Annotated in this window: 21 protein-coding genes and 2 tRNA genes; 17 read left to right on the top strand and 6 right to left on the bottom strand. The window is 46.0% G+C overall.

The window, feature by feature from the left end; translation table 11 throughout:
* Positions 1-304: 304 nt before the first annotated feature.
* The 6 genes from QUB35_RS09625 to QUB35_RS09600 all read left to right on the top strand — a co-directional run bounded on the left by QUB35_RS09625 (position 305) and on the right by QUB35_RS09600 (position 4,370).
* Positions 305-1,231, top strand: a complete 927-nt coding sequence (locus tag QUB35_RS09625; RefSeq protein ID WP_333141550.1) for an aldo/keto reductase — start codon at positions 305-307, stop codon at positions 1,229-1,231.
* A 105-nt stretch (positions 1,232-1,336) separates the two neighbouring features.
* Positions 1,337-1,780 carry a hypothetical protein gene (locus QUB35_RS09620; RefSeq protein WP_333141548.1) on the top strand — a complete coding sequence of 148 codons (444 nt, stop codon included), beginning with the start codon at positions 1,337-1,339 and terminating at the stop codon, positions 1,778-1,780.
* Positions 1,773-2,297, top strand: a complete 525-nt coding sequence (locus QUB35_RS09615; protein ID WP_333141546.1) for a hypothetical protein — start codon at positions 1,773-1,775, stop codon at positions 2,295-2,297. The genes QUB35_RS09620 and QUB35_RS09615 overlap by 8 nt, the downstream gene beginning before the upstream one ends.
* Before the next feature lie 588 nt (positions 2,298-2,885).
* Complete coding sequence (locus QUB35_RS09610; protein ID WP_333141544.1) at positions 2,886-3,236, top strand: hypothetical protein; 351 nt, start codon at positions 2,886-2,888, stop codon at positions 3,234-3,236.
* Positions 3,237-3,328: 92 nt separating this feature from the next.
* On the top strand, positions 3,329-4,009 hold the full coding sequence (locus QUB35_RS09605) for a DUF433 domain-containing protein (RefSeq protein WP_333141542.1): 681 nt from the start codon (positions 3,329-3,331) through the stop codon (positions 4,007-4,009).
* Positions 3,993-4,370, top strand: a complete 378-nt coding sequence (locus QUB35_RS09600) for a type II toxin-antitoxin system PemK/MazF family toxin (protein WP_332991898.1) — start codon at positions 3,993-3,995, stop codon at positions 4,368-4,370. The genes QUB35_RS09605 and QUB35_RS09600 overlap by 17 nt, the downstream gene beginning before the upstream one ends.
* A gap of 214 nt (positions 4,371-4,584) precedes the next feature.
* Here QUB35_RS09600 and QUB35_RS09595 read toward each other — a convergent pair whose 3' ends face one another.
* From QUB35_RS09595 to uvrB, 4 genes are read right to left on the bottom strand one after another with little or no spacing between them, the layout of a single operon-like run.
* Positions 4,585-4,845 (bottom strand): DUF4926 domain-containing protein, encoded by a 261-nt coding sequence (locus tag QUB35_RS09595; protein WP_333141539.1) that lies wholly within the window; start codon positions 4,843-4,845, stop codon positions 4,585-4,587.
* Positions 4,846-4,901: 56 nt separating this feature from the next.
* On the bottom strand, positions 4,902-5,264 hold the full coding sequence (locus QUB35_RS09590; protein WP_333141537.1) for a DUF5615 family PIN-like protein: 363 nt from the start codon (positions 5,262-5,264) through the stop codon (positions 4,902-4,904).
* Positions 5,261-5,494 carry a DUF433 domain-containing protein gene (locus QUB35_RS09585; RefSeq protein WP_424405108.1) on the bottom strand — a complete coding sequence of 78 codons (234 nt, stop codon included), beginning with the start codon at positions 5,492-5,494 and terminating at the stop codon, positions 5,261-5,263. The genes QUB35_RS09590 and QUB35_RS09585 overlap by 4 nt, the downstream gene beginning before the upstream one ends.
* 16 nt (positions 5,495-5,510) lie before the next feature.
* Positions 5,511-7,523, bottom strand: coding sequence for an excinuclease ABC subunit UvrB (gene uvrB / locus QUB35_RS09580; RefSeq protein WP_333141535.1), 2,013 nt, complete (start codon positions 7,521-7,523; stop codon positions 5,511-5,513).
* Between the two features lie 180 nt (positions 7,524-7,703).
* Between uvrB and QUB35_RS09575 the strand changes: the two genes are divergently transcribed.
* The gene (locus tag QUB35_RS09575; RefSeq protein WP_333141533.1) at positions 7,704-8,180 is read left to right on the top strand and encodes a hypothetical protein; all 477 of its coding nucleotides are present in this window, start codon (positions 7,704-7,706) and stop codon (positions 8,178-8,180) included.
* Between the two features lie 352 nt (positions 8,181-8,532).
* Here the strand turns inward: QUB35_RS09575 and urtA are convergent, their stop codons facing one another.
* Both urtA and QUB35_RS09565 read right to left on the bottom strand, forming a co-directional pair.
* Complete coding sequence (urtA, locus tag QUB35_RS09570) at positions 8,533-11,460, bottom strand: urea ABC transporter substrate-binding protein (RefSeq protein WP_333141531.1); 2,928 nt, start codon at positions 11,458-11,460, stop codon at positions 8,533-8,535.
* Positions 11,461-11,615: 155 nt separating this feature from the next.
* Positions 11,616-12,881: a transposase gene (locus QUB35_RS09565; protein ID WP_333141529.1), complete on the bottom strand. Its 1,266-nt coding sequence runs from the start codon at positions 12,879-12,881 to the stop codon at positions 11,616-11,618.
* A 631-nt stretch (positions 12,882-13,512) separates the two neighbouring features.
* On the opposite strand from QUB35_RS09565, the gene QUB35_RS09560 reads away from it, so the two are divergent.
* The 10 genes from QUB35_RS09560 (at position 13,513) to QUB35_RS09515 (ending at position 22,634) form a co-directional block, all read left to right on the top strand.
* A complete protein-coding gene (locus tag QUB35_RS09560) occupies positions 13,513-13,719 on the top strand; it encodes a hypothetical protein (protein WP_333141526.1) in 207 nt (68 codons plus the stop codon).
* 379 nt (positions 13,720-14,098) lie between these two features.
* Positions 14,099-14,281 (top strand): CsbD family protein, encoded by a 183-nt coding sequence (locus QUB35_RS09555; RefSeq protein WP_333131066.1) that lies wholly within the window; start codon positions 14,099-14,101, stop codon positions 14,279-14,281.
* A gap of 77 nt (positions 14,282-14,358) precedes the next feature.
* Positions 14,359-14,802 (top strand): hypothetical protein, encoded by a 444-nt coding sequence (locus QUB35_RS09550; protein WP_333141525.1) that lies wholly within the window; start codon positions 14,359-14,361, stop codon positions 14,800-14,802.
* 116 nt (positions 14,803-14,918) lie between these two features.
* A complete protein-coding gene (locus QUB35_RS09545) occupies positions 14,919-15,431 on the top strand; it encodes a hypothetical protein (protein WP_333141523.1) in 513 nt (170 codons plus the stop codon).
* Positions 15,432-16,135: 704 nt separating this feature from the next.
* Positions 16,136-16,918: a thioredoxin domain-containing protein gene (locus QUB35_RS09540; protein WP_333141521.1), complete on the top strand. Its 783-nt coding sequence runs from the start codon at positions 16,136-16,138 to the stop codon at positions 16,916-16,918.
* 460 nt (positions 16,919-17,378) lie between these two features.
* The gene (locus tag QUB35_RS09535; RefSeq protein WP_333141519.1) at positions 17,379-19,727 is read left to right on the top strand and encodes a VIT domain-containing protein; all 2,349 of its coding nucleotides are present in this window, start codon (positions 17,379-17,381) and stop codon (positions 19,725-19,727) included.
* A 107-nt stretch (positions 19,728-19,834) separates the two neighbouring features.
* Positions 19,835-19,909 (top strand) — tRNA-Asp (locus QUB35_RS09530).
* 8 nt (positions 19,910-19,917) lie between these two features.
* Positions 19,918-19,989 (top strand) — tRNA-Ala (locus tag QUB35_RS09525).
* 68 nt (positions 19,990-20,057) lie between these two features.
* The gene (locus QUB35_RS09520; RefSeq protein ID WP_333141517.1) at positions 20,058-21,467 is read left to right on the top strand and encodes an SDR family NAD(P)-dependent oxidoreductase; all 1,410 of its coding nucleotides are present in this window, start codon (positions 20,058-20,060) and stop codon (positions 21,465-21,467) included.
* Positions 21,468-21,473: 6 nt separating this feature from the next.
* Entirely contained in the window at positions 21,474-22,634 is a 1,161-nt protein-coding gene (locus QUB35_RS09515) for a ribonuclease inhibitor (protein WP_333141515.1), read from the top strand.
* The last annotated feature ends 128 nt before the right edge of the window (positions 22,635-22,762 follow it).

Here is a 22,762-nt window from a genome sequence, read left to right as displayed (position 1 = left end):
AGAGGGATACGAATTATTTATATTAACATTTAGGTGCGGATATCTTTTAATTTATTTTTTACCGCAGAGGGCGCAGAGAGCGCAGAGGAAAAGAGGAAGAGAGGAGAAAGCCTCGCGCACTTTTCTGGAGTTGTCAATTAAATCTAGGTTTTTCTGTAATATAGAATCAGATAATTTTCCAGCAAGCGAAATCATGGAATACAAAAAACTCGGCGACAGCGATTTATCAGTATCTGAAATCTGTTTGGGTACGATGACTTACGGCCAGCAGAACACGGTTGCAGAAGCGGCCTAACAGCTCGATTTGGCGATCGATAGAGGAATCAACTTTATCGATACGGCCGAAATGTATCCTGTCCCTGGAAAGGCGGAAACTCAGGGGAAAACAGAGGAATATATCGGGGAATGGTTGGCGAAACAGCAGCGGGATAAGGTCATTATAGCGACTAAAGTGGCGGGCAGAAGCACTCGATTAAAGTGGATTCGGGAAGGGAAAAATCAGATCGATCGCCCAAATGTCCAAAAAGCCCTGAATGACAGCCTGAAGCGCTTGCAAACTGACTACATCGACCTCTATCAGATCCACTGGCCAGACCGCTACGTCCCGCTATTTGGTGCGCCGGATTACGACATCGCCCAAGAGCACGAAACTGTACCGATTTTGGAACAGTTAGAGGTATTTGCTGGCTTAATTAAAGCTGGGAAAATCCGCTATTTGGGTTTGAGTAACGAGACGCCTTGGGGAGTTTGCGAGTTTTGCACGTTGGCGGAAAAACACGGGTTGCCGAAAGTTGTTTCGATTCAGAATGCTTTCAGTTTGAGCAATCGGACTTTTCACCTAAATTTAGCAGAAACTTGCCGTTTTAAGAATGTGGGATTGATGGCTTATAGTCCTTTGGGATTTGGCTTGTTAACGGGTAAATACTTGAATGGAATTCCGGAAAATTCTAGGTTGGCTTTATTCGCTGGATTCGGTCAGCGTTACGATAAAACTAATCTGAATGATGCGGTGAAAGCGTATGTTGAGATTGCGGGTAAACATGGGATAAGTCCGGCGCAGATGGCTTTGGCTTATGTGCGATCGCGCCCTTTTGTAACTAGCACTATTATCGGTGCAACCAGCCTCGAACAGTTGGAGGAAAATATCGGTAGTTTGGAGGTAAATTTGGATAAGGATATCATAGCGGAAATCAATGCGGTGCACGCTAAGTATCCGAATCCGACACCCTAAGTTTATTAGTAGGTTGGGTTGAGGTAACGAACCCTACGTTTCACTTCGCCCAACTTACCACTTTTCTAATATCATGTATGTTGTCCAAATCAATAAAATAGAGAAGTGGCAGAAATTGTCGAACAGTTTATAATAGATTCAAGCAGAGAAGTTGGGAGCGGTTGTGAATGGACAGGTAGCGGAACCGAACCGCAGTGGAACAATTCTAAATCAATGAAAGCCTACGATCATATTGCTCGCCATCATGGGCCTAAACTGAAAGCCAACAGATTGATCGGAAGAGCAGCAAGCACTAACGATGACCAAGGACAATGGCTAAATGCGGAGGATTGGATCGTAGCCGAGCAATTAGTACCCAAATATCGAGGAGAATACATTATTGATTTTCATCGTCCTATAGGTAGAGTTTACCATCCCGATCTAAGGATAACTCAAAACGTCACTCGCGCTTTTATTCAAAGGGATTTTGATGGAACTCTCAATAGTGGTTATCCTATAGCTGAGGGTGTCAGTCTGCGACAATTAAATAGGAGTAGCAGCCATGAATAGCAGTCATAAATTTAATTTTCAACTAGCAGAACGTTTCTTAGAAGACTGGGCAGATCCTGCAGAAGATCCATTAGGGGAGCTTTCTGATTTTGAAATGGGATGGCGATGTTTCTGCTTTGAACACAACCATAAAGTTTTTATAGAAATAGGTGACGCTCAAAAAGAGGTATTTTTAGATCCCGATATTTGTATGATGATTGAAAGTAACTTTCCCAAAGAAATTGCTAAGCTATCACAAGGTCAAAAAATAGTAATAACTTTTTCTGAGAGTTGGTTTATTATTACGTTGCTACCTACGGACGATCGCATTAGCTGTACTTTGAGCAAGTTTGGAACTTCGGGCTGGGAAAAGCATTTTGAGTTCGATCGCACTCACGTATTAGATGTGCTCAGAGGTTTTCTTCAGGAAGTGATGCAGCTAGCTGTAGATAAGGGTTACATCACGTTGGAAGAGAAGGAGGAATTTATTAGTCCGGCTTTTGCTAGCAGTACGGATGCTGCGGTATTGAGTAAGTAGTTGGTTTTGGTGGTGTTTTGGGCGATCGACCTTTTTTATATATTCCTGAAACCCATTACCATGTCTGCCCGCGAGCGATTCAATCGGCGCTCAATTCTTAATAGATATTGAGGTGGATTTGGCCTCCATTTTACCCATAGCGCGGTAGACTGCGCTATTCAAGCGTATTAGATTAAAGCGGCATCGGATGTCGGCAAATTGAGGTTGAGTTGGCATCCACTTTACCCATAGCCCCGTATATGCGGTTATTCCAGCGTATTAGATTAAAGCGGCATCGAATGTCGGCAATCGGATGTTTAAATCTCCGTAATAAAGAAAACAAACGGTCTTATTTATCGCTTGACAATTCACAGGGCGAATGTTAAATTCTTAAAATACAAGCTCAAACAAAACTTCCTCACATTCCCAAGTGTAAGAAAGACAACGCTTTAATGGCTTGTAGTTTTTGCAATAGCAAATCATATCTGATACGGAAAAGGCCCGCCTGAAGTAACGATTCAGACAGAGGCCTTGCTTTAGCTAGCGAACTCACGGTGGTTTGACATCTCAACTTCAGACCACCACAAGTCAACGTAACTTTTGAAATATATGTCCCCTAATTATACTCCACAATGCGAGTCGTTGTACACCAACCTTCAGCGGACTAAGAAAACCCTCTCTGTTTTGGCGGAGTCGAACCGCGCTTTGGCGAAGTCGAACCGCGCTTTGGCGGAGTGGAACCGCAGTCTGCTTGAGGAAAACGAAGCAAAGGATAAAACTATCAAAGCTAAGGATAAAACTATCCAATCCTTTGAGCAAAAAATCCTTGAACAGCAACAAGAAATAGATGACTTGAGGCGCGAACGTGATTGGCAGCCAAATCACTGGGATAACGATGGTTCATCAAACGCAGATTGTCACGATCGCGAATATGTTACGGATAGACTAGGAATCTCATAGAAAGTACGATCGCCCTTTCCATTCATCCCTGAAAATAGGAAAATGGTAAAAGGTGATCGCACTTGACCCTAAAATCTTTCTCAACTAAACCCATGAGTACAATTCGCTTACAACTAGCCGAATACTTGAAATGTCGAGGTTTCACCCCCGAAAACTTAGTCGAAGCTGTGGGCGAAACACTCAATCCTGAAACCGTATACCAACTGATCGAAAAAGCCGAAAACCTCAGCCACCTAGACTTATCCGTCCTAGCCGCCATTATAGAGGGCTTGAGCAAACTCAATGGTTTTCCCGTTGGCATCGCAGAAGTGCTAATATTTTTTCCTGACATTTCCGAGGAAGCATTGGCAAAATCGCCTTGGCGTCAACTTTACCTCGTCGATAATGAAATTCCCCCCTATGATTGGGGAGATGTAGACCCCCTCGAAGGCACAAAGCCTGTGCGTTTTATTCCGGGAGTTGGAATAGTAATTCTGGACAATGAAAGTGCAACGAATAGTAAAGAAGATATCCAGCCATTTACTAGAATTACCTGCGATTCAGAATTCATGGCGGGAAAACCTTGCATTCGCAACTTACCCATAACTGTTGAAACTATCATCTCAATGATGGCGTCTCACTATTCGACAGCAGAAATACGCCAAACTTATCCAGAACTTGAAGAAGCAGACTTTAAAGAAGTTATCGCCTATGCTAAATGGCGAATTCAAGAAACAAATCCGATCGACATTGGCAATAAAAAGGTAGAGAAAATTTGTGAGTCAGCTACCTAATTTTTTGCAGGTGAGGGCCGTGGTGCTAGTTAACTTCCCCGCTCAAATTCCCCCCGGTCGCGAACAGGAAAACACTCGACCTGCGGTAATTGTAGCTTTGCCAAATGTCACAGGAATAACGCGGTTTTCGTTGGTAATAGTCGTTCCCTTGACGACACAACAAGGAGATTGGGCGGCACGAAACTCAACGCTATATCCGCAGCTTCAGGCTGGAATGGGAAACATACGCTATGACTCTACAGTGTTGCTGGATCAAATACGCGCTGTGGACATAAAGCGTGTTTTGGGCTACCGAGGAGATTTAACCGCAGAAGAGTATCAGCCGATCGCAAATGGACTCAAGCTAATGTTCAGCTTTTAAATTATCCCTTCATTACCTAACCGTTTATCGCGCAGATGCTTAATACGATTCCCTACGGGATAGCTTCGCACGCGCGTACTTTTTGCTGTTTTTCCTCTAAAAACTCGGCAAAGTCGCAGACTTCAGCCCAAAGAAACCGGGTTTTTAGCGAATCTTCGCACCGCAACGAAGTATTTTCGTAAAAAACCCGGTTTCTGAACCTCATGCGTAAGTCTTATAATTGCAACTGATGCGGATAAACTGTTTCAACACCAATCGTTTCTATAAATGCGCCCGGTTCATCCTGAGTTGCAGGAACAAAATCCCCGCCAACTTCTGCTTTCACCCATCCCCCAAATAATTCTACTAAATAAGCTTCACCATTCTTGAAAACCTCAACAATTGCCCCGGCTGTTTGTGGCGGTGCAATCTCGCCATCAGCGAGGGCGACTGCTTCGGTTAAATTAACTGCATCGAATAATTGAAACTTGCTCATTGCTGTCTCCCAACCGTTTATTGCACAAATGCTGAATACGATCGCACTTTCCTACTCTAAATAGGAAGTCGCCGTACTCGATAACGATTATCTTCCACTGTCACAATCGCACCTGTTTCCAAATCTTCACCGCACTCTGACAAAACAGCCAGCAATCTAGCACTAACAAACACTGGAATAGTGGTTTGCAGTCTAAAAATAATCACACTTGGAAGAGATTGAGAACTGATAGCCAAAAGCTCGCCAAAATCCAGGTCAAAAGTTAAAACAATTCGTTGCTCTTGGCGTGCTTTTTCCAGGATCTCAGAATCGGGCAAACGCTCCAATCCTTGCTCATTTAAGTGTACAGCATTATATCCCTGCTGGCGCAGTGCAAGCACCGTTACAGGAGACACACCCATGTCTGCCAAAAATTTCATGCTGGAGTCCCGCTAAATGGACGAATTTGCTCGTTCGTCAAAAATGCCGCATACTGGAGACTAGCTTTAATATCCTCAGCTTCCAAATAAGGATAAGCTGCCAAAATTTCCTCTACACTCATCCCATTTGCTACTAAACTCACTACCAAAGAAACAGTAATTCGCATTCCTCGAATGCAAGCTCTTCCTCCCATAATTTTTGGATCGAAGGTAATGCGATCGAACATCATATCCTCCCACTCTTCCTTAATGTCCCAATAGCTTATCCCGCAAATGCTTAATCCGATCGCGCAATTTACCCGCCTCCTCAAACTCCAACTTCTTAGCCGCCGCCTTCATCTGCGCTTCCAACCGCCCGATTAACTGAGGAATCTCATCCAAAGATAACTCGTTTACCTGTTCGTAAACCTCCTCCAACTGCTGAGAATTCAGCTTGCGCGACACATCCAAAAACGCCAAAATCGCATTACTCGATCGCTTTTTGGCGATCGGCTGCGGCGTAATCCCGTGCATCTTATTGTACGCTAGCTGAATCCCCCGGCGTCGATCCGTTTCGTCGATCGCCTTAACCATACTATCCGTCAAATTATCCGCGTACAAAATAGCCTGTCCCTGAACGTGCCGCGCCGCCCTTCCAATCGTTTGAATCAACGAACGTCCCGAGCGCAAAAACCCCTCTTTATCGGCATCCAAAATTACCACCAGCGAAACTTCCGGCAAATCCAAACCTTCCCGCAGCAAGTTAACACCAATCAATACATCAAACTTACCATCCTGCAAATCTTGGATAATTTCGATGCGTTGAATCGACTGAATTTCCGAGTGCAAATACCGCACTCTAATTCCCCTTTCCTGCAAATATTCGGTTAAATCTTCCGCCATCCGCTTGGTTAAAGTCGTCACCAAAACTCGCTCGTCCCGACTTACTCTCTCCTTGATTTCTCCCAACAAATCATCAATTTGTCCTTCCGTCGGGCGCACGAAAATTGTCGGATCTATTACTCCGGTAGGCCGAATTACTTGCTCTGCAACTCTGCCTTCAGATATTTCCATTTCCCAATCCCCAGGCGTAGCAGAAACAAAGATGCACTGATTCTCTTTTGCCCAGAATTCCTCAGCTTTTAAAGGGCGGTTATCAGCCGCGCTGGGCAAGCGGAAACCGTGTTCGATCAATACTTTTTTGCGCGCTTGGTCGCCGTTGTACATCCCCCGAATTTGCGGCACTGTGACGTGAGATTCATCTATTACCAACATCCAATCTTTCGGGAAATAATCAATCAAACATTCTGGCGGTTCCCCCGCATTTCTCCCTGCTAAATGCCGCGAATAATTCTCGACTCCGTTGCAGTATCCTACCTCGCGCAGCATTTCCAAATCGTAGCGCGTGCGCTGTTCCAACCGCTGAGCTTCTAAGAGTTTACCCTCTTTTTCAAATTCTGCCAGTCGGTCTTCTAATTCGAGTTCTATTCCTTGGCAAGCAGCCTCTAATTTATCTTCTGCCGTGACAAAGTGGCGCGCTGGATAGATATTTAAAGCCGTTGAACTTTGCAGGATTTTACCTGTTACCGGGTCAACGTAGCGAATGGCATCAATTTCGTCGCCGAAGAATTCGACGCGAATAATTCTATCTTCGTAAGCGGGGCCTATTTCCAAAACATCGCCTTTGACGCGAAATTTGCCTCTGCCTAAATCTATGTCGTTGCGGCTGTATTGGACGTTGACTAAATCTCGCAAAACTTGCCGCTGGTTGACTTCCATTCCTACTCGCAAAGGAATAGCAGCTTTCAGGTATTCTGCGGGCATTCCCAAACCGTAGATGCAGCTAATTGAAGCAACTACAATTACGTCGCGGCGTTCAAAGAGCGATCGCGTAGCTGAGTGCCGCAACATATCGATCTCGTCGTTAATTGCTGCCGTCTTCTCAATGAAAGTATCCGTGACAGCGATGTATGCTTCAGGTTGGTAGTAGTCGTAATAACTGACAAAGTATTCGACTGCATTGTTCGGGAAAAAATTTCGCAGTTCGTTGCACAGTTGAGCTGCCAGGGTTTTGTTGTGTGCTAGGACTAAGGTGGGTCTGCCGACTTTTTCAATCACCGAGGCAATGGAGAAGGTTTTGCCCGTACCTGTGGCGCCGAGTAAGGTTTGAAATCGATCCCCGGCTTCGATGCCTTTGACAAGTTGCTCGATCGCTAGCGGTTGGTCGCCTGTGGGCTGGAAGGGCGCTTGCAATTGAAAAGATGCTGCCGCAGTTACCATAGGAAAATGTAGCTATTACCCATAAATTTTAACAAAAATGCAGAGATTCTGCAATTTCGTTAAAAAAATAGTTAGACTTTGTAATATTATTTTAATCATCGGCCCAAATAGAAAGCAGAAAGCCCACAAAAGCAGTTGTCCGAACCCAGCAATCAACAGCAGTAAGCGAGGAAAATAATTATGAGTCTCACCCCCAAAAATAAAGGCAATGCGATCGCCCGCCGCGGCAAAGGCAGTTCCAAAAGCCAAGCGACAGAACCCACGGATGCCAAAGCAACAGGAATTCAACTTTATCGGCCTCAACTCATGCATGACAACCGCCCCGTCGGCCCTGACGATTTTACCATCAGCGAGACCGTCTCGATGTCGGGGAATCGCCCGATCGGCATTAGCACCCTGCACCTCAGCGAAACCTACGGCATTGTAGGCAATCGCCCAGTCGAATCCAGCGACTTTGAAGTGGTTGCTACACTCGGCAATCGCCCGATCGGCTCCAGCGCCATGCAAGTCAGTGAAATGTTCAGTATGTCCGGTGCTCGCCCTATTGCCATCAGCACTCTTCACATTGATGAAGTTTACTCCACAATGGGAGGAAACCGCCCCATTGCCTCAAACGAAATTGACGATAGCTCGACATTAATGGGCTTCTTAGATTAATTAGTCAGTTGTTAGTTGTTAGTTGACTGTTGTCAGTTGACCGTTGTCAGTTGACTGTTGACTGTTGTTATTTCTTATTTGTTACCTGCTACTAATAAGCAATAACCATAGCACTTCTGGGTTTAATGAGGTACGTCTGGTAATTGGTAATTGAGAGGGATGTATAGCGGTTTTCTCTTGAAGTGAAATGCTAATCTGTAGGGTGCGTCGCCCTCAGATGAGAAATGAAACTTGCCGATTTTTCCGGGCGACGCACCTTACCCTTATCAATAGCGGATCTAACAATTTGTGGCGTCCAGAACTGTAATAATTACAGTCAACAGTCAACAGTCAACAGCCAACAGTCAACTAACTACTTCCCCAGACTCTGATATTTACTCAATAAAGCAGCAAAGCGTTTGTAATCCACAGGCTTCCTCAAATACTCCGCCGCTCCCAATTCCAAACCCTGATTTTGGTCGTCCAAAAAAGTTATCATAATTACCGGAATATCAACCAAATCCCGATCGGCTTTCAATGCCGACAGCACCGCCCAGCCGTCCATACTCGGCATCATCACGTCCAGAAGAATCGCGTCGGGCAGCAACTCCTTAGCCAACAGAAGCCCCCCTTGACCGCTAGCCGACGATCGCACCCGAAATCCCTGTTTCGACAAGCAGCGAGTCATCAAATCCCGCGCGTCTGGATCGTCGTCAATCACCAGCACAGTAGCAGCATCTGGCAGATCCAGCGGTTGCGATCGCACTGCTTTTTGCTTCGCCTCAGTCGCCACTGCACTCGGTTCTAAATCGTCGGCAGGCTTCGGCTGCATTGGTTCGATTTCTGGATCGTCCCGCGCTTCTTTCGGGCTTGTAACCGCAATCGGCAACCGGATCGTAAAACTAGAACCGCAATTAAATTCGCTCTCAACCGTAATGTCTCCGCCCATCATCTGGCAAAATTTCCGGCTAATTGTCAGCCCTAAACCGGTGCCGCCGTATTTTCGGGTAGTAGAATCGTCCGCTTGAGCGAAAGCTCCGAACAGCCTCGACACCTGATCCTCAGTCATGCCGATGCCGGTATCGGTTACTTGAAACACGATCGAAGGCTGTTGACAGCGAGAAGGATCTGCCGAGAGTTCTTCGGAATTGTCGATCGGCAAAACCTCCCCTTCTTCCTTCCAAACATTAATCGTAATTTTGCCTCGCTCGGTAAACTTAGCAGCATTGCTCGCCAAATTTAACAGCGCTTGTCGCAGCTTCGACGAATCGGAGTATATCGTGCCAATATTGGGATCGCAATTGACGATCAAAGTATTGCCATTTTTCCCTAGCGTCGGTTGAACAATAGTGACAACCTGCTCGATCAAATCCAACACCTCAAAAGTCTCCAAGAAAAGAGTCATCTTTCCTGCTTCAATTTTAGAAATATCCAGGATGTCACTAATAATGGTGAGCAACTGCTTGCCTGCCATATTAATGCTTGCCAAATCCATCACAAACTCTTCTTCGCCGAGTTCCAGAGCCTCTTCTTGTAGCAGCTCGCTATAGCCGATAATCGCATTCAAGGGCGTCCGCAACTCGTGAGTCATATTTGCCAAAAAAGTGCTTTTCGCCCGGTTGGCAGCTTCCGCAGCATTCTTAGCGACTTCCAATTCCCCCGATCGTTCCTCTAGCTGCCGCTGCCGCACCTCCAAACCGTTGAGCAAACTGCTAATTTGCTGAGCCATTGTATTGAGAGTAGAAGATAGCACCCCGATCGCGTCATTAGAAACCACAGGCGATCGAGCCGTCAAATCACCGCTTGCCATCTGTTCGGCAGTTTGCCGCAGCAAGCCGAGATTCCGAATAATTGCCGACACAGACACAAAACCCACTATCCCCGCGATCAAACTCAAAACCAAAGCTGCCAGCAGCCAGTGCTGAGTGCGGCTCGCCACAAAGAGAGTTTGCTGCACCAGCACCGCCATTGCGGCCTCAGAAACCGCCGCCGCCGGATTTGAGGCAGCCTCTATTGTCAGCAAATAGTTCTTCATATCCACAGAACCCATCCACCCGACTCCCACCGCCATCCAAGTTATCAGTACCAAGATGACAAACAGCCCGATCAAAGACGCCCGAGTTCCCAGAGAAATCCCCCTCGTAGCAAGTGCCGCCGCCCAAGGATAGCCCTTGAGAAAAGGATCTGGCGGAACCGGTGCGCCGGAATTCCAAATCTCCTCAATTTGACCGTCCACCCTCACCTTACCAATCCGCACTGTTTTCCAGATATGCTGAGTTTGGGCATCTATTTTTACCTTGCCCGAAGGCGCTGCAAACTCAATATTTTTAGCTGCCGCCCTGACTTTAACCACATTTGTCGAACCAGCTTTTTCTACTGCTTGCTTCCACAGGTAAACGCCCAAATAAGCAGCTTCGATCGGGTCATCCGTGACTCGATTTTCCCCGTATCGAGCTTTATAAGCCTTGACAAATTTACGATTTTCCGGTGTATCCACCGTTTGAAAATAGTTCCAAACCACCAAATGTCCAGCAATATTGGACGGCCCGATCGCCCGCACTTCCTCTTCTGCTACGCTGACCGACATCACCGACAAATCCTCTGGTTTCACGCCAGCTTCCCGCAACTTTTGGAAAAAAGCCACATTGCTATCGCCGTTGAGAGTGTTGAGAATCGCATCTGGTTTCACTGCTAAGATATGTGCGATCGCCTCGCCCACATCCCTCGAACCCAGCGGCAGATAAACTTCCCCCGCCAACTCTCCCCCCAGTGCCGCCAGTTGAGCTTTCACAATCAGATTTGCCGTGCGGGGAAAGATATAATCCGAACCCAACAGGAAAATTTTCCGCTTCCCCTGTGCCAGCAAGTAATTCACCCCAGGCACAATCTGTTGGTTCGGGGCAGCACCAGTGTAGAAAATATTCGGACACTGTTCTAGCCCTTCATACTGCACCGGATAGAACAGCAACCCGCTGCCGTGCTCGAAAGCCGGCTGTACAGCCTTGCGGCTCGCCGAAGTCCAACAGCCAAATACCACCGCCACCTGCGCTTCTAGGAGCAATTGCTTAGCTTTTTGAGCAAAAGTTTGCAAATCGCTGGCTCCATCTTCTATAACCGCTTCCAAGGGGCGCCCCAGCACCCCTCCCGCCGCATTAATTTCCTCAACAGCCAACAGCGTCGCATCTTTAACAGAAATTTCGCTGATGGACATCGTGCCCGTCAGCGAATGCAACACGCCTATTTTGATCGGCTCACGAGTCGGGCCGGCTGCTTCGAGGGGGTTACTGCTCCTTGCTCCCATAGGGTTTTAGATAATTTTTACTAATAAGAGAAATTTTAGTTCGATCCTGCTGGAAGTTAGCCTTGAGGCTAACTCTTGTTTAGCAGATTATTTAAGCCGATCGCCACCAAACTTGGGAATTGCTGCACCCTGTTGATTTTAACCGTCAAACTGCTCTACATCTGACTTAAGTCTGCAGTGACAACTCCTACACCAACACAAGCTGTCACCATTGGTGTAGGCTTCTCAGTGACTCCTGCTATTGCATAGGACATTAACTGAGCTTTAAGAACGGGTTGCCCCACCGCTCTATTTTTGATTACTATTGCGGCATTATGGTCACGGTCTAGACTGCACCCACAGTGAGGACAGTCATGCCAACGAATATGCAGCTTTTTTGGTACTTTCTCGCCGCAATTAGAACAATCTTGTGAAGTATTATGGGCACTTACTGGGACAACCAACAAACCCGCGTTTTCGGCTTTGTTTGTCAGTATCGACAGAAAACTTGACCACCCAGCGTCCAACACAGATTTAGCCAACCTTGTACGAGCTAGACCTTTGATGTTTAAATCCTCGTGTGCGATTACGTCATATTTTGACAGCAGCCAATTAGCTGTCTTGAAGTGGAAGTCTTTTCTTTTATCTGCCACCTTCTTGTGTTGTCTGCCCAGTTGCTTAATAGCTTTAAGCCTGCTATTGCTCCCCTTTTTGCGACGTGACACTCGCTTTTGAATAGTTCGCAAGCATTTTTGTTCTTTACGGTAATATTGGGGCGGGGCGACTGTTTCGCCTTCAGATGTTGTCAAAAACTCCTTCAATCCCACGTCAATACCTGTTATCGAGCGAGGATTAAAGTCTGGCTTTATCTCTGGAACTGTCTTGTCTTCTAGGGAGAGCGTAAGGTAATAACCATCAGCTTTCTTGGTGACAGATGCGGTTTTGATTTTGAACCCGTCAGGGATAGGACGGTGCAAGACAACTTTAACTTTCCCAAACATCGGCAAGTTAATCAAGTTGCCCTGTAAGCATCCCTCTTTCATTTGCGGATAAGTAAAGGTGCGATAGCGGCTGCGAGCTTTGAATCGAGGTTTTCCGCTGCGTTTTCCGCTGCTATCACCTTTTAGGAAACGGTCAAATGTTGTCTTAACTCGCTTAACTACATCCTGAAGGACTTGCGAATATATTTCGCTATACCAAGGATTTGTTTTCTTGAGTTGAGGTAACGTTTTCTTTTGCGAGCAATAATCGGGATCGTCTCGCAGTTCAGGTAGGTAACAGACGAGATTGCAGGCGTTAACAGGAGAGCGATTTTGTTCGTACCAATTAAATCTATCAGCCAACAGGTAATTGTATTGGGCAGACAGCATGGATAGCCATCTGTCTAGCTCAATGACTTGCTGTTTTGTTGGACGTAGTTTGTACTGGTAAGCCGTTCTCATTAATTGGCAAATATTGGATCGCAGTCGGTACGCATCAATTAGTGTTACTGTACCAGAATGCGTTATTTACTGTCAAGTACAAAGGAGAAAATAGACCCATTAAATAAAGAGTTTGTTTGTCTCGTCATCCACCCGCCCACCGCTCAAAACATAGTTTTGAATTGGTTGACGGTGGAATCCACAGCGAAACGCGACTTTCATCCCACACTAATCGAAGCGACAAGCGTGTGGGGATTCCCGTCTGGCTAGCTAAATTGCCTCCCATTTCTCTCTTCATCTTTTACCGATGTCCAAAGAGTCTCATCCAACAACATTCGGCACTTAATGCGATCGCGCGCACCGCAGAAAAATTGTCCCCCCCTCCTCCCTCTCCCCTACTCATTCACTGCCCGCGCCTTGCGACTCACCAAGCAATCTCATGCACTCACGCACTCTTGGCCTCCCCATATCTTTCTTCCGACAGATGGAAGTCTCCCTAATTTCTCTTAGTTTAAAACTAAAAACTCTTCCCCAGCTCCTATCTGTCTTCAGGGAGAGGGAAGGCTTCGTCATTGGCGTTATTATAAATATAAGGTTAACTTGTAACTAGCCTTGTTAAAAATAAATTTTGCAAACAATAGGGTCAAGACAAATGAATATTGAAGAAAATGCGACCCACACTGGCAGCGAAAATCAAGTAACGCTACCAAAATCAAAGGAAACCTTGCTCGGCGAGGAAACAGAAAAAGCCCTCGGTCAGCAAAAACAAGAAAATGCTCAAACTATGCGCGCTGTCGAACAGTTGAAAGAAGAACTTCAGGACAGAATAGATGAAGAATGTCATCACAAGGTAAATTAAAACTAATACGAAATTTGTTCGGGTGTGGGTAAGATGCGGTCTTGCCCACACCCGCCTTTTTAATGCCGAATTAAATAAAAATTTAAAATTATAAATTCTTTTGGGTTTAAAAAAATAGTCTGGGACGCACGGGCGACCCTCCAGCAGTTTTTTACAAAAATACTTGATTGCAGCCAGCAGAAACGGTAAAAAACGCCGGTAAGTAAGTATAAAAGTGGCAGTCAGTCTCAAATTGAAAAATAATTTTTCCATCTTCCATGTTCCCTCTTCATTTTTTCTTCATTCTTTCTTCCTAGAGGTAGAGTGCAACGCAGCTCCTAGTTACCTATGATGAGTTTATTAAGTAAAAAATGTCTGAGATACAGATAGGGAGAAACCCATGAGCACTGAAGATAGAGCAAAGGCAACTGGCGACAACATCGCAGGCAAAGCTCAAGAAGCCCTAGGCAATGTTACTGGCGACCCGAAGGATAAAGCAGAAGGCAAAGCCAAGCAGGCAAAAGCTGAAGCTGGTCACGCCATCGAAGATGTAAAAGATGAGCTCAAAAAGAAACTAGACTAAGCCTAATACTAATTGAGAGGGTCGAGCAACCTGACCCTTTCAATTATGCCAAATGTTTTCTGAACGGAGGAAAAAAGGTGAGTTTATTACAGCAGAGTCGCAAAATAATTGCGGGCGTACTTTTGGTATTAATGCTGGCAGTTACTACTGCGTGCGCGCCCAGCGTTTCAGCCCAAAAACCGACTGATGTACCTGTAGCAATTGGTGGCAGTCAGGGTTATTACGCGCAGCTAGAACGTGGCAATACCGCCGCCGGTCAAGATTTTGGTCAATGGGTAACAAAGACGGCTCAGGGCTTGGTTCAGGATGCTTACGTGCGCGACAATAACAAATTGGGAGTTGTAATTACCCCGCAAGTCCGCCCGACAGAAGTGAAAGATTTGGCGAAATCTTTAGCACAAGGTTTTCACCGCAATTTCCCTAATCAGGATGTAAGTGTTTTGGTTTACGCTCCTGACAAAAAACTGATTTTGACGGCTAAGTACGACCAGCAATCAAATCAGATTGAATACAAGTCTTGACCGGGTTAGCAAGCTTAAATGATAGCCGCGTGGCGGTTTAATATTCCGCAGTTTTTTGAAGGCGAAACAATCTCAATTTAAGACTGAAATGTTGTGTAGATTGGAAGAGAGTTACCATGAGTAGCAGCGATAATTACAAGCGTCAAATCATGAACGATTTAGCCCAGGGCGATCGAGAAATGATGCCCCAGACAACTGGTGAAGATTACGAAAACTTTGACGATTTTGCTCAGAGAACTTCGCCGGCTCAGCGCAAACAATTATTCGGGCGTTCCCTGAATCACGACTCGCTCCCGCCGGCTCAATTGGAACCGGAATTGCAAAAGGCGATCGCCCAAATTAAGCCAAATGAACGCGACGATGTAGCGCGGGAATTCTTCAAGCATTTGGGCAAGAGAGGATTGGACGATCGCCAATTGGAAAAGCAGCTAGGACTTTCTACCCACCACGCCAGCCGCATGAATGCTGACGATGTTACCAAGTTGGCCTCGTTCACCTATCACAATCACCCGGATATTTTCCAAGAAGTGCTGGCCGAACAGCCTAGTTTGATGAAGTTTTTGGGAAATCCAGTTGTTGCTGGTATTTTGGGAATAGTTGCGGCTAAATGGCTCAACAACCGCAAATAATCTTGGATTCAGACAAGCCTAAAAACTGATAATACGTGCAGCAAATAAAAGGACGATCGCTCGGGCGATCGTCCTTTTATTTTTTATATCTCGTCCGGTCAATTCGGGAGCATCTCATATTTGTAAAAATACTTCTTCTGGCTCCTTCCTTCTGCCTCTTTCCTTCTGCCTCCTGCCTCCTGCCTCCTGCCTCAAAACTCCAATTTCTAGCGGAGGGCTGCAAAGGTGAGATGCTCCCGTCAATTCCCTCCGCTTCGCTTCACCCGAAATCAGGTAGGGGCGGGTTCACGAACCATATCTGCCAATAATTGACAATCTCAAAAACCCGCCCGGCCGGGATATTATGGTCAATCGATCGGACTAGATGTTAGATATAGTCCGGTAGTAAAATAACCGCGATCGCGTTTTTATGGAGGATTTTAGTCATCATAAAACTAACTCAAAATTTAGTCCTCACTACAAACATCTTTGATGGCGGTCGTTCGAGGAAACATAAGATTATAATACTAAATCCCGATTGTTTAAATCTTAATTATTGGGTTCCTAGCGGTTCCGGTAAGTAAAAAACCTTGCCAATTACCGATTACGAATTACTAATTATTGCTTAAAGCTAAAAATAACTGCACAGCAGTCAACAGCGGTATACCTGACACTCCGCCAAATTAAATGTAGGATTAAGTGTTGTCGTGAATCAGAAAAAAAAGATGAACTTATCCACTATTTGGCGAAAACTCCGCAGCCAGCAAGCCTTCTGCTTGGCTGCAATCCTCGCAGGTTGCCTTGTATTTATCGGTTGTTCCCCCGCCCAGTCAGCGGCTGGCAATTCAGTCGATCCCAAGTTCAAAGAGCAAGTCTTGCAGGTGATCCGCGAAAACCCGCAAGCAATTTTAGAGTCGGTACAAGCGTACCAGCAACAGCAGCAGCAGTCTCTCAAAGCAGCGCAGCAGTCATTTTTGCAGGAGATGAAAACTAATCCCAAATCTTCGATCGGGGATTCTCCCACCACGGGCTCACCTTCCCAGCAAATTGTACTTTTAGAATTCTCTGACTTTCAATGTCCGTTTTGCGCGCGCGCTCACGATACAGTCAAGCAGTTTATGGCAAAACACCAGGACAAAGTTACTTTAGCTTACAAGCATTTTCCCTTGACTTCTATTCACCCTCAAGCGCTGCCAGCAGCTAAAGCAGCTTGGGCTGCTGGGCAGCAGGGCAAATTCTGGGAATATTACAGCGCTTTGTTTGAAGGGCAGAAACAGTTAGGCGAACCATTGTACGGATCGATCGCCCAAAAGCTCAATCTAAAATTAGATAAATTCAACACCGATCGCAACAGCCCCGCTGCAGAAGCCGCCATTGCCAAAGACGTGCAACTCGCTCAACAACTGGGCATTGAAGGGACTCCCTTCTTTATTATGAACGGCAAAACTTTCTCCGGGGCGGTCGAGCTTTCTGAGATGGAAAGCATTCTCGCATCTGTCTCGAAATAAGAAATTAGGAGAGGGCAGTGCGGTGTTCCTACAATATTATTTTGGGATAGGGAGACGGCACTGCCCAGCTTCGTGTAACCAAACAGGTCAATCGATTTTAGATTTTAGATTTTAGATTAAAGAATTGAAGCATTGACTTGCGCGAGATGTATCCGGGGGCTTGTATCCTGGATGCTTCGGTCAAATTCAGTCACAGACTCGTGTTTGACGATTAAGACCAGGTTCGCCCCAATTGTCGGAGGGGACAAGAATCTTCTCAAAGTTGTGCGACTATCAGGGGGGGCCAGGGGGATTTAGACTTCGCTGTGAACCAGAGATAAAAAGGTTTTCAGGCGATTGTTGACACAAATGGGAATTGCCGTGTCCTTTTGCTCGATCGCATACAAAAAATCGATCTGAGACGATAATGGTGTTGCGATCGATCGATCAACTCATATATTACTGATGGAGGAATAAGCTCATGACACCCGTGACCTCTCCAACCGATCGAACCAGTGGATTATACGTGCGTTCCCCCGATGGAGAAAAACTCGTTTTTCCCCTGAAACATACAGAAGTCAGAGCCAAAATAGCCGGAAATTTATCGCGAGTTGAAGTCTCGCAAAAATTTGAAAATCCTTTCACAAAGCCGCTGGAAGCCGTCTATATTTTCCCGCTACCGGAGGAAGCAGCGGTAGATGAAATGGAAATTAAAATCGGCGATAAGACCATTAAAGGCAGCATCAAAAAACGCGAAGAAGCACAGCGAATTTACAAAAAAGCCAAACAAGAAGGACGGACTGCGGGTTTGCTGGAACAGGAGCGAGATAATATTTTCACCCAGTCCCTTGCCAACATCCAACCGGGCGAAGAAATCGATGTCACGATTCGCTATACCGACAGCTTGAAATTTCTAGCTGGCGATTATGAATTCGTCTTTCCGATGGTTGTCGGGCCGCGATATATTCCCGGTACGCCGCTGGATGAAACGGCAGCCAGCGGTAGTGCCCCAGCCCCAATGACAGTTAATTCCGATACCGATATTGTTCCCGATGCGTCGCGGCTGAATGCCCCGATTTTGCCACCGGGAATGCGATCGGGACACGATATCGGCGTGACGCTGGAAATTGAGGCGGGCATACCGATTCGCAACGTCAATTCCCCATCACACCAACTGCAAATTGAATATTTCGAATCTCCCCAAATTTCCTTAGAAAGCGAGCAGAAAAATGGGCAGAGGGTGCGCGTTCAGTTGGCCAATCAAGATACAATTCCCAACAAAGATTTGATTGTGCGCTATCAAATTGCGGGTGGGGAAACTCAATCTACGGTATTAACTCAAGCGGACGATCGCGGCGGGCATTTTGCAGTTTACTTGATTCCGGCGATCGAGTACAAAACTGATGAAATTGTTCCGAAAGATGTCGTATTTTTAGTCGATACTTCCGGTTCGCAATCCGGTGCGCCTTTGCAGCAATGTCAGGCATTGTTGCGGCAATTTATTAACGGGCTGAATCCAGCGGATACTTTCTCGATTCTGGATTTTTCCGACCAAGTGCGGCGACTTTCCCAACAACCGCTACCGAATACAGCAGAAAATCGACAAAAGGCGATCGAATATATCAACAAACTGTGCGCGGCAGGTAGTACGGAAATGTTGGGCGGGATTCGGGCGGCGATCGATTTTCCCGCACCATCCGGGCGCTTGCGAACTGTGGTATTCCTCAGCGACGGTTACATCGGCAACGAAAACGAAGTTCTCGCCGAAGTGCAGCAACATCTCAAATCAGGGAATCGCCTGTACAGTTTCGGTGCGGGGAGTTCCGTCAATCGCTTTTTGCTCGATCGCATTGCCCAAATCGGGCGGGGAATCTCCCGGATCATCCGGCATGACGAACCGGTTAACGAATTTGTCGAAAAGTTTTTCCGGCAAATCAACAATCCGGTGTTGGTAAATCTGGAAATTACTTGGCAGGGAGAGGGCGAAAATCCGGTAATTTATCCGTCAGTTGCGCCGGATTTATTTGCCGAACAACCGCTGGTTCTCTTTGGAAAAAAGGGCGATCGCCAAGCTGGAACACTTCAGATAAAAGGGGTTAGTGCAGGCGGACACCAGTACGTCCAAACCTACGACATGAACTTTACCGATCCTGGAAATCCGGCAGTTGCCCAGCTTTGGGGGCGGCACCGCATCAAATATTTGATGAGTCAGATGGTGCAGTACGAAATCAAGGTGGGGGTGGAAACAGTGACAGAAACGGCGCTAACCTATCAGCTTCTGTCGCAGTACACGGCTTTTGTGGCTGTCAGCGATGATGTGCGCGTCGAACCGGGTACGGAATCGATCTCGATGAACGTTCCTGTAGAAATGCCGGAAGCGGTGGAATATCTGGGCGTATTGGGCGGCACAGGCTATGTAGAAGATAATGGCTGCACAGACTGGATGGAACAAGAACAAGAATTAGAACGCGGCATCTCATTCGGCAGCTTTGCGGCAATGGCTTGTGAAGAGATCGAAGAGATCGCACCGTCAAAGGCGCGCCGTACATCACCTGTAGAAGTCGTTAGCGCTGCGGGGTTGGATGAAGAGGCGATCGATAGTTTAAACGAACACTTGGAAACTCTGACTGTGCCGCCCGGTACAAACGGCGAATTGGTGTTAGAAATTGTCTTCAGTAAGGTGCGCGCCAGCCGCATAGTTGTGGATGCTGAGGCTTCGACTTTGGCGGATGTGGAGTTGCTGAAAACGATTAAAAAATGGCTCTTTAGCTGGCGCATTCCTCACTTTATTGGGGATGCAGTGCGCCTGACGTTGCGGGTGCGATCGTAAAACAGCTTGAGTTGCACCACAATAGTCTCCTCATTCGGACCAATAATTATTCCGATGCTACCGGAATTGATATAACTATAATGTAGTAGCAGCGATTTCTAAGATTTGGGACTGGTAGCTCAAGAGGAAGGGCACTGCGACATCATCGCGGAGGTTGGGAGTTCGAGTCTCCCTCAGTTCCACCTTTTTGGGGGCTATAGCTCAATGGAAGAGCGCTTTCTCAGCAGGGAAGAAGTTGGAGGTTCAAATCCTCTTAGCCCCCACCCATCGATATCAAATCTGGATATATGAAGGGGTTTTCGCGCTCCATTTCTCAAGGGGTTGGTCAAGATGAATATCCCACCAGACCAATTAGAAATTTGCCTCAATGTTCTGCAACAAATTTCAGAAGATCCAGCGGTCATTGGCGACCACGATCGCTTCAAAAGTTTGATTGCCAAAATCTACAAACAGGGACGCAAAGGTTGGCGTCAAACTCAACAACAACAACGGCGAATTGAAGATCGCCAACTCAAAGCATCAACCGTCATGGTGCAGTATCAGCACCAACAAAAGCCATTCGCTGCGTTACCAGAATCAACAACCCGATCGCAGCATTTGCACAAGCCCATCCTGTGTTACATTTGCAAAACACCCTCTACAAAAATTCATTTTTTTTATCATTCACTCTGCCCAAAATGTGCTGAATTTAATTACCAAAAACGACAACAGCGAACCCATTTAGTTGGGCGAACTGCATTAGTGACAGGCGGACGCATCAAGATTGGCTATCAGATGGGATTGCGACTGTTGCAAGATGGTGCTAGGGTGATTCTCACCACAAGATTCCCCTATGACTGTGCTAATCGCTATAGTCTAGAACCCGATTTCGAGCAGTGGCGCGATCGCCTGCAAATTCACGGACTCGATCTGCGAAATATTCCCGCAGTGGAAACATTTGTACGGAATTTATTCCATACTGAATCCGCTCTGGATCTGATTATCAACAATGCAGCTCAAACTATCAAGCGTCCATTGGCATTTTATCAGCATCTCTTAGAGCGAGAAGAAGAAGCATCACAAATACTCAGCAACAACGCGCAAGCATTAATCCCGATCAATAGCAATCTATTAAAGGAGCAATTACCTCGACATCAATCTCTTTTACTCGAAAGTCAACCGAATTACAAAGCTCGCCTACCGGGTGCGATCGCTGATTACTTCCCGCGCGATTGCTTCGATGCTGACGGACAACAACTGGATCTTCGCCCTGAAAATAGCTGGTTGCTAAAACTGGATGAAGTAAATACGATTGAGTTACTTGAAGTACAGGTGGTGAACGCGATCGCACCCTTCATTCTTAACAGTCAACTCAAACCATTACTACTTCGTTCATCCTTTGAAAGACGCTTTATCATCAACGTTTCGGCGATGGAAGGACAATTCAACCGCGACAGTAAAACACCCTATCATCCCCATACCAATATGGCAAAAGCAGCTTTGAATATGATGACGCGAACCTCGGCGGTTGATTATGCTCGATCTAATATTTTCATTAACAGCGTCGATACGGGTTGGATTACCAATGAAAATCCTTATTCTAAAAAAATACGAGTTCAAGACGAACAAGGTTTTTACCCGCCATTAGATGCGATTGATGGGATGGCAAGAATTTACGATCCGATTGTTCAAGGTATTGAAAACCCCGATCCTCCCATTTACGGTCATTTTATTAAAGACTACGCCCCCTATCCCTGGTAGCAAATGATGATAAATACCGATCTTCACTGTCCGTTACCCAATCCTATAGAGTCTTCCTCCGAAGTTGTAATGGAACTCAAATCGTTAATCGATTATCTCCAAACCGATCGACCGATCGCTCAAAAAGTAGTCTTCCCGCGCGGCACAGTCATGCCCGATGGACGACTTGATTTGTGCAAGCAAGATTTAGGTGTAATGGGATGTCATTTAGTGACTGAAGCATTGGCAAACAATGATGCGATCGCTAGCTTATTATTGGGAACCAATGGTATTGGCGATCGGGGTGCTAAGGATGTGGCGCGATTGATTCAACGTAACAACCGTTTAGAGATTGTCTATTTAGGTTGCAATGCGATTTCATCGACAGGTATTGCTGCACTTGCCGAAGCGCTGACGCAGAATCAATCTATAACTGGTTTGTGGTTAAAACGCAATCCGATTGGCGTAGGAGGTGCAGATAGTCTAGCGGAAATGTTGCGTCACAATACAAGTATCCGCACGCTAGATTTGGTCAATACTCAAATAGGAGATGAGGGATTAGCCGCCATTTTAGAGGTTTTGACTTACACCAATCGTACTGTTGAACGGCTGTACTTGGGCGGCAATCAAATTCAGGAAAACCATGCTGCTTTACTGGCTAATCTTTTAGCTTATAATCCTGTTATTACTGGCTTATTTCTTAATGTCAATCATCTGGGCGATCGAGGTGTTACAGTTTTAGTGGATGGATTGGCAGAAAATAAAACACTGGTTGATTTAGGACTAGCTAGCAATGGAATTGGGGTAGCAGGGTGCAATCCATTATTAGCAGCAGTGGCAACCCATCCCAAACTTAGTAATCTGGATTTAGGTTATAGTCCTTCTACAGGAGTGTTGGGATCGCAGCCCAATCAGATTGGAGATATCGGTGCAAGTGCGATCGCCCATTCGATCGCACGGAACCAAACCTTATTGAAACTCAATCTTTGTCGGAATGGAATTGGCAATTTGGGAAAAAAAGCGCTCATTGCTGCATTAGAAATCAATCAAAAATTACGTTATCTGATTTTAGATGGGCAACCCGATCGGCGAATTGAAGTTTTGTTACAGCGCAACCGAATGCTGAATTTGGGTGAAGAATTACATCAGCCTCGTAGTGTTTCTTTAATTCAGAGTGTATATCGTTGAGTTTAACTCTTTTCATCCCACACTAACCTCGATCGGTATAGTGTGGGGATTCCCGTCTGTTTAGCTAAAAAGTCATCAAACAGTTTGTAGTCAGGACTTCAGTCCTTTGTGAAATCTTTTAGCCACTA

It is taken from the genome of Microcoleus sp. B13-B6 (genome assembly GCF_036705405.1).
In the GTDB taxonomy this organism is placed as follows: domain Bacteria; phylum Cyanobacteriota; class Cyanobacteriia; order Cyanobacteriales; family Microcoleaceae; genus Microcoleus.
The sequence above is the reverse complement of the archived record's forward strand: the minus strand, read 5'-3'. Positions and strand labels throughout refer to the sequence as shown.

Bases quoted from the DNA above. Each gene is read 5' to 3' on its own strand.
- QUB35_RS09605 (WP_333141542.1), top strand. From the start codon at position 3,329: ATGAGTACAATTCGCTTACAACTAGCCGAATACTTGAAATGTCGAGGT.
- QUB35_RS09555 (WP_333131066.1), top strand. From the start codon at position 14,099: ATGAGCACTGAAGATAGAGCAAAGGCAACTGGCGACAACATCGCAGGC.
- QUB35_RS09515 (WP_333141515.1), top strand. From the start codon at position 21,474: ATGATAAATACCGATCTTCACTGTCCGTTACCCAATCCTATAGAGTCT.
- QUB35_RS09535 (WP_333141519.1), top strand. From the start codon at position 17,379: ATGACACCCGTGACCTCTCCAACCGATCGAACCAGTGGATTATACGTG.
- QUB35_RS09520 (WP_333141517.1), top strand. From the start codon at position 20,058: ATGAATATCCCACCAGACCAATTAGAAATTTGCCTCAATGTTCTGCAA.
- QUB35_RS09595 (WP_333141539.1), bottom strand. From the start codon at position 4,845: ATGAGCAAGTTTCAATTATTCGATGCAGTTAATTTAACCGAAGCAGTC.
- QUB35_RS09585 (WP_424405108.1), bottom strand. From the start codon at position 5,494: ATGATGTTCGATCGCATTACCTTCGATCCAAAAATTATGGGAGGAAGA.
- QUB35_RS09610 (WP_333141544.1), top strand. From the start codon at position 2,886: ATGTCCCCTAATTATACTCCACAATGCGAGTCGTTGTACACCAACCTT.
- QUB35_RS09565 (WP_333141529.1), bottom strand. From the start codon at position 12,881: ATGAGAACGGCTTACCAGTACAAACTACGTCCAACAAAACAGCAAGTC.
- QUB35_RS09615 (WP_333141546.1), top strand. From the start codon at position 1,773: ATGAATAGCAGTCATAAATTTAATTTTCAACTAGCAGAACGTTTCTTA.
- QUB35_RS09545 (WP_333141523.1), top strand. From the start codon at position 14,919: ATGAGTAGCAGCGATAATTACAAGCGTCAAATCATGAACGATTTAGCC.
- urtA (WP_333141531.1), bottom strand. From the start codon at position 11,460: ATGGGAGCAAGGAGCAGTAACCCCCTCGAAGCAGCCGGCCCGACTCGT.
- QUB35_RS09560 (WP_333141526.1), top strand. From the start codon at position 13,513: ATGAATATTGAAGAAAATGCGACCCACACTGGCAGCGAAAATCAAGTA.
- QUB35_RS09540 (WP_333141521.1), top strand. From the start codon at position 16,136: ATGAACTTATCCACTATTTGGCGAAAACTCCGCAGCCAGCAAGCCTTC.
- uvrB (WP_333141535.1), bottom strand. From the start codon at position 7,523: ATGGTAACTGCGGCAGCATCTTTTCAATTGCAAGCGCCCTTCCAGCCC.
- QUB35_RS09575 (WP_333141533.1), top strand. From the start codon at position 7,704: ATGAGTCTCACCCCCAAAAATAAAGGCAATGCGATCGCCCGCCGCGGC.
- QUB35_RS09590 (WP_333141537.1), bottom strand. From the start codon at position 5,264: ATGAAATTTTTGGCAGACATGGGTGTGTCTCCTGTAACGGTGCTTGCA.